The sequence below is a fragment of the Ohtaekwangia sp. genome, assembly GCF_036786105.1.
Lineage (GTDB): Bacteria > Bacteroidota > Bacteroidia > Cytophagales > Cyclobacteriaceae > Ohtaekwangia.
The window spans coordinates 1-5,819 of record NZ_DAIQRQ010000048.1 but is presented as its reverse complement, the minus strand read 5'-3'; the positions used below and the strand labels follow the sequence as shown (position 1 = coordinate 5,819).

The following is a 5,819-nucleotide window of genomic DNA, read 5'->3' as shown; positions in this document are numbered from 1 at the left end:
CTGGTGTGTCTCCCGCAACCAAGACGATTACAGGCTGGACTATTACCACTAATGATGGTACAGTATATGCTTTTAATGATGTTCATACCGTTACCCGAAGCATTCAGAAATCTGATACAGATTACCAAAATGACCAATCCGGATTGAATTTGTTTGACAAGGATTTCAATCAATACGGCACTGCTGTTACATATAATTCAAACTGGTCTCTCTCGGCCATGAAGTCGTATACAGGTGCAAGCATAACCTATAGTTATAAAGACCACGCAACGACCAGTACGTTTGTTCGGTCGGCCTGGCAGGTAGATGCATCTTATCCCTCTAATTCTGTAACAACGTTAGCGCCGTGGTGTACATTGATGAAAGAATCTTTATCCATGACAACCAAGATACTGACCAAGGTACAGGCGTCCAGTGGCTCTTGGGTCTTGATTGACTATAAGTATGGTGTGGATATATATGATCCGTTGTATTCTTCTATTCAGCCTTTCAAAAGATTCAAGTTTGCTTTTCAAGCCGATAACCCTGTAATGCTTTCTTCTATCACAGAGACAGGGCGACAGTGCGCATCAATGCCACCTTTTAAATTTGAATATTTTGGCGTGCCAACCAACCAGACTGATCTCTGGGGTTACTGCAACAGCAGCACTAATGTTGCCCCTGCAATATTGCCTAAATTTCCAACGATATACGTTTATCCTAATGAACCTGCGAGCGAGCGATACCGTCTCTATCGCATTCCTTCGTATACTGGTACGGAAGTCATTGTGAATGGAAACAGCGATCGCACGCCCAACGGGTTTGCAGTTCTTGGAACATTGACTCGAATTATATACCCCTCCGGTGGTGAATCCGATTTTGTATTCGAAAATAATGAGTATCAGGACCCCGAAGGTAGTGTAACACGCCTGGGCGGTGGGTTGCGTATTCGGCAGATCGATTACTTTGATGGCGTAAATCCTAACGCCAAAATAACCAAAGTATTCGAGTACAAGGATGCCAATGGTCTGTCTTCCGGAAGACTTATTAAAAGACCAGCGTTTGCTGTGCCGCTGTGGGAGTTTATTGCTCCTAAAATTCACGATCTCCCAGGTGGTCAAATTGTAAAGTCCTATAGCACGTTAAACGCGGCAGGTACAGCTCCGTTGTGGCGAGGGTTAACAGCCATTGTAAATTTTGATTTGAACAACAGCGAAAATACCAACGGGTCTGCAGTCGGTTATTCGCAAGTAACGGTAACCCGCCCTGGCAGTGGTAAAGCGGTATATAATTACTATGTGCCGGGCGCTTATGGCGATGCCGCTACTGGCACCGGGGCAACCGACTGGTCGCCTACTACGATGAAGTTTGTAAGACAGGGCAACTGGGACATGAGCATTCTCAAGAGCGGTGAAGCGTGGGGATACCCTGCATTCAATACACAACTCTACGATTATGAGCGCGGCCTGGTGTGGAAGAAAGCCGAGTATAATAATGCCAACGCACTGGTGCGGTTAACACAGACATCGTATCAGTATGTATACAAAACCGGAAGCACACCTACATCCATTGTCAGTGTAAACTACGACCGTTTTGCAAACAGCACACCTAACGTTATTTACTTATATGGAAGGTTTACACAACTGGCTGATGTTGCCAAAGTAGTTTCTACGGAGACGGTTACTACGTATGATGAGAACAGCTCCAGCAAGAACTCAACCGAGACAACACAAAATTTCTTTACCGCATCCAATCACCGATACCTGACCAAAACCAGTCGCACGACATCGGATGGAACTGTCTATAGCAAATCTTTTCAATATGTTCCCGATTATCCGTACAGTGGTGTACCTGCAGACTCAACGTTGTGGATGATCAAACTTTTGAAAGATCAGAACAGAACCAGCACGATCATAGAACAGATCAACACCGTAACACCTGCAGGAGGAACGGAGAAAACAACGGCTGCCTCCCTGGTAAAATACAGGCCCGTTTCGATCAATAGTGTATTGACACCTTTCCCTCGATATGAACTGAAGTTCAGACCGAGCGTGCCGGGAAGTTTTACCAGGTCGTCTTCCAGCAGTAACGTATTTGTCCATGACTCCAATTACAAAGTTACCAGCACGGTAAATGAGTACAACAGCTTCGGAACACCGGTCAGTATAACCGATGAAAACCGGAACACATCGGGATCACTGCTTGGGTTTAACCAGACTCTGCCAGTAGCTACGTTTAGCGATGTGCGAAGCATAAGCATTGGTCTTTCTGATTTTGAGACCACAACAGCATCGGGCTTTTCAATAAGCAATGGATATTATGGTGCAGGACGAACCGGTAAAAATGGCGTGCATCCGTATGCTACCATAAGCCGCACGATCGTGAAGCCAGCATCGGCCACGGCCTATATATTGTCGTTCTGGGCAAAGCCTGCCAGTGGAAACACTTCTATCACCTTGCAGGTAACGATGAAGAATACCGGCGGCACAGCGCTTTCTGCCAACAATTATACTTTCAACTATAAACCCGGAAATACAGATTACCAGTATTTCACACAGGTTATAAATGTATCTACCCTGCCATCTACATTTATTATCAATGTTCAGGGGCAATCCTTTACGCAGCCATCCGCTTCGGCACCTTCGCTGTTGCCATTGCTGGATGATATAATGTTCTATCCGGATTATGCTGCCGTTTCCACGGTCGCGTATGCTATACCCTGGGGGGTGAATGCCGCTACGAATCCTTATGGCATCAGTACTTTCAGCGCCTACGATTCGCTGGGTCGCGTAGCGCTGGTGTATGACAAAGATCACAACATTAAAGAGCGGTATACTTATGCTTTTGACGGGCAGGTATTGCCCACATTGGTGGCAGACATTATTAACCCTTCGCCATACTATGTTAACACCCAAGTGAAGCTCTCTGCTGCATCCAATCCGTGCATTAACAACGTCACGTACGCATGGGATTTTGATAATCAAAATAATTTTATCACATCAGGCGTCATCTCACCGGCGCAGACTTATTCATCGACCGGCAATCATACAGCCACGGTTAAGGTGAGTCACCCGGATTATGGCGTAAAAACGGCATTGATTAATTTCTCCGTCATCAATCCGCCACCACCCCAGCTCCAGGTATATATTTCCAATACGTATTCGGCTCCCTGGGCAACCTTCACAGCTACGGTATATAATGGCGATGACGCTGTGAAGTATCAATGGAAACAACGCAATACGGGTAGCGCTACATGGACCAATGTAGGTACATCGTCACCAACCTATACCGTGAAAGTCTTGGCTGGCAGCGGTACGAGCGTTGATGTGATGTGCACCGTTACTACGGGTGATAATCGCACCGCTAATTCGCTGGTATCTACCATAAGTTATTAACCTAATCTGCTTTAGCATTACTATGATCTTACGAACAATACTCTTTATACTACTTATTGCAGCTGTGCAGATGCCGGTGATGGCGCAATCCACCAATCCGCAGCAAGCTACCATCCGCTGGAACGCTTCCGGGTTTACTGACCAGGCTACCAACGTAACCGTGCAGAAGCCTTGTCAATTTATAGTCTATGGTTCCTCCAAAATAGAATGGATACAGAAAGGTGGAAGCCTGGTGTATACATTCACCATCACCAGCGTAAGCGGCACGTGGACGGATGTAAATACCAATGGAACCTTAACCTACCAGGTAACACTCGATGGAACGAGTGGCAGTATACAAGTGTCGCGATCAGGAAACGTAACGATCTCGCTGAACCTGCCATTGGCTGATAATCCTATAAAGAATCTTTACTCAATCTCCGGCTTTGATATTCTCTAGTGCCATGAAGAAATTTTTACTTTTCATTCCTATACTGCTGCTCTCAATACAAGCATTCAGTCAGTGGACGGGAGCTACAACCGTGAACAGTGGCCAAACCGTATCGTATACCCTCGCCGAAGATGCCGTGTATACCAACTGGTCGTTCAAAGTAACGGGTGGAAAATTGAACAGCTCCAGCCGCAGCGGCTATAATTATACCGCCAATGTTACGTGGATTGGTGGCGTAGCCGGTCGCATCGATTTCTATGCCACACCAACCCTTATAGATTACAGCCTTAACGTTACGGTGAACGGCTGTGCCTATACTTCGCCCACTACACCAGGAACACCGACCGTAAGCTCCAATACCTGTGGCGATAAGACCATTACATTTTCAGGGACTCCGGCCACCGGGTATGAATGGTATTGGGTATCTTCTGCTACGGGCACCGAGACAACCAACAAGGTAAGCCCGTATACTGCGACCGCCAGCGGTACATACTATGTGCGATCAAAATCGGCCTGTAATACAACGTGGAGTTCGGGTGCTGCTTCTGTAGCCGTTACGGTAAATCCTATACCGTCTTCACCTTCCAGTGTTACCAATATTACAATATGCCAGGGCGGTGGTGGATTTATGTCGGCCGTACCCGGAGCGAATGGAAACAATATAAACTGGTATACTGCCAGCACGGGCGGTACAGCAACAACATCACTCACGTTCGGCTGGTCTGATGATTTTCAGGGACCCGGTACACACACCTTCTATACTACTACGGTAAATACAACAAGCGGGTGCGAATCTACCGGTGCCCGTACCCCGGTTACAGCAACTGTAAAATCAGCTACGCTGCCTTCCAGTGCTACTGCCACCAACGGAAGTAAATGCGGCCCCGGAACTATCAATATATCGGCTACACCCGGTGCCAATGGCGACCAGATATACTGGTATAATGCTTCGCAAGGCGGGGCGGTGATTGCTACCGGTTCAGGCTATGCACCGAATGTTTCTGCTACTACTACCTATTATGCCAGCACGTATAGCACTACATCGCAATGCGAATCGGTGGCGCGTGTTCCCGTTGTGGCCATGGTAAATCCTATACCGGCAGCCAGTGCTTCGCCAGCTCAAACCACGATCTGTTCAGGAACCACGGCATCTATACTGCTAAACGATCCCAACAATGCAGGCAGTACTACATACTCGTGGATCGCGCAAGGCAGTAATGGGACTCCCCCGGCAGACACCGGTACCGGAAACATAAGCGGTATATTTTATAATGCAGATGGTGTGAACCAGGGAACGGTTACCTATACAATTACACCTGCAACCACTTTTTGTACCGGTACACCGATTACGGCCACTGTAACCGTAAAAAATACGCCTCATACACCAAGCCCGGGTCCTTATTTGGGATATGGGATCAACAACGTACTCACCTTGCAGATTGCTGTGGCCAATGGCCAGCAAGCTACGTGGTATCCGGATGCAGGAAGTGCTGTAACCGGACCAACGTATCAGTATACGGTTAACGCGACCTCCGAAATTTCTTCCGGCCTGAGTGTATCATTAAAAGATCTGACTACTACCTGTGAAACGGCACACGTACCTGTTACCATTACCCTGGCCAATACCATAACGCCTAACAGCGTAACCAAAGAGACTGTACGCGTAACAGGGCAATTGCATAGCCCGGACGTTGACAACCTGAATGCCGGCCAGAAAGTGAAAACCATTTCCTTTGTAGACGGGCTAGGACGTGCCGCACAAGTAGTAGCCGTAAATGCGACAACATCCGGAAAAGATTTAGTACAGCCGGTCGAGTATGACAGCTACGGACGCACGTCAAAGATGTATTTGCCTTATGCCGCTGCTACTGGCGGAACGTTTCAAAATACATATCCAACCGATCAGGCTGCGTTTTACTCATCCTCCAGTCCGCAGGGTGATAAAGTTGTAAACGATGTATATCCGTTTGCCATTGCTAAATTTGAAGCTTCACCGCTCGGTCGTGTCTTAGAGC

General features: G+C 47.3%; 3 protein-coding genes. All 3 read left to right on the top strand.

Going from position 1 to position 5,819, the window contains the following annotated elements; all coding sequences use genetic code 11:
• On the top strand, nt 1-3,374 hold a 3,374-nt coding region (locus V7Q33_RS17260), incomplete at its 5' end, for a PKD domain-containing protein (protein ID WP_333820617.1).
• Nucleotides 3,375-3,396: 22 nt separating this feature from the next.
• Entirely contained in the window at nt 3,397-3,813 is a 417-nt protein-coding gene (locus V7Q33_RS17255; RefSeq protein WP_333820616.1) for a hypothetical protein, read from the top strand.
• A gap of 4 nt (nt 3,814-3,817) precedes the next feature.
• Nucleotides 3,818-5,819, top strand: a 2,002-nt coding sequence (locus V7Q33_RS17250; RefSeq protein ID WP_333820615.1) for a DUF6443 domain-containing protein, incomplete at its 3' end; no start/stop codon positions are given.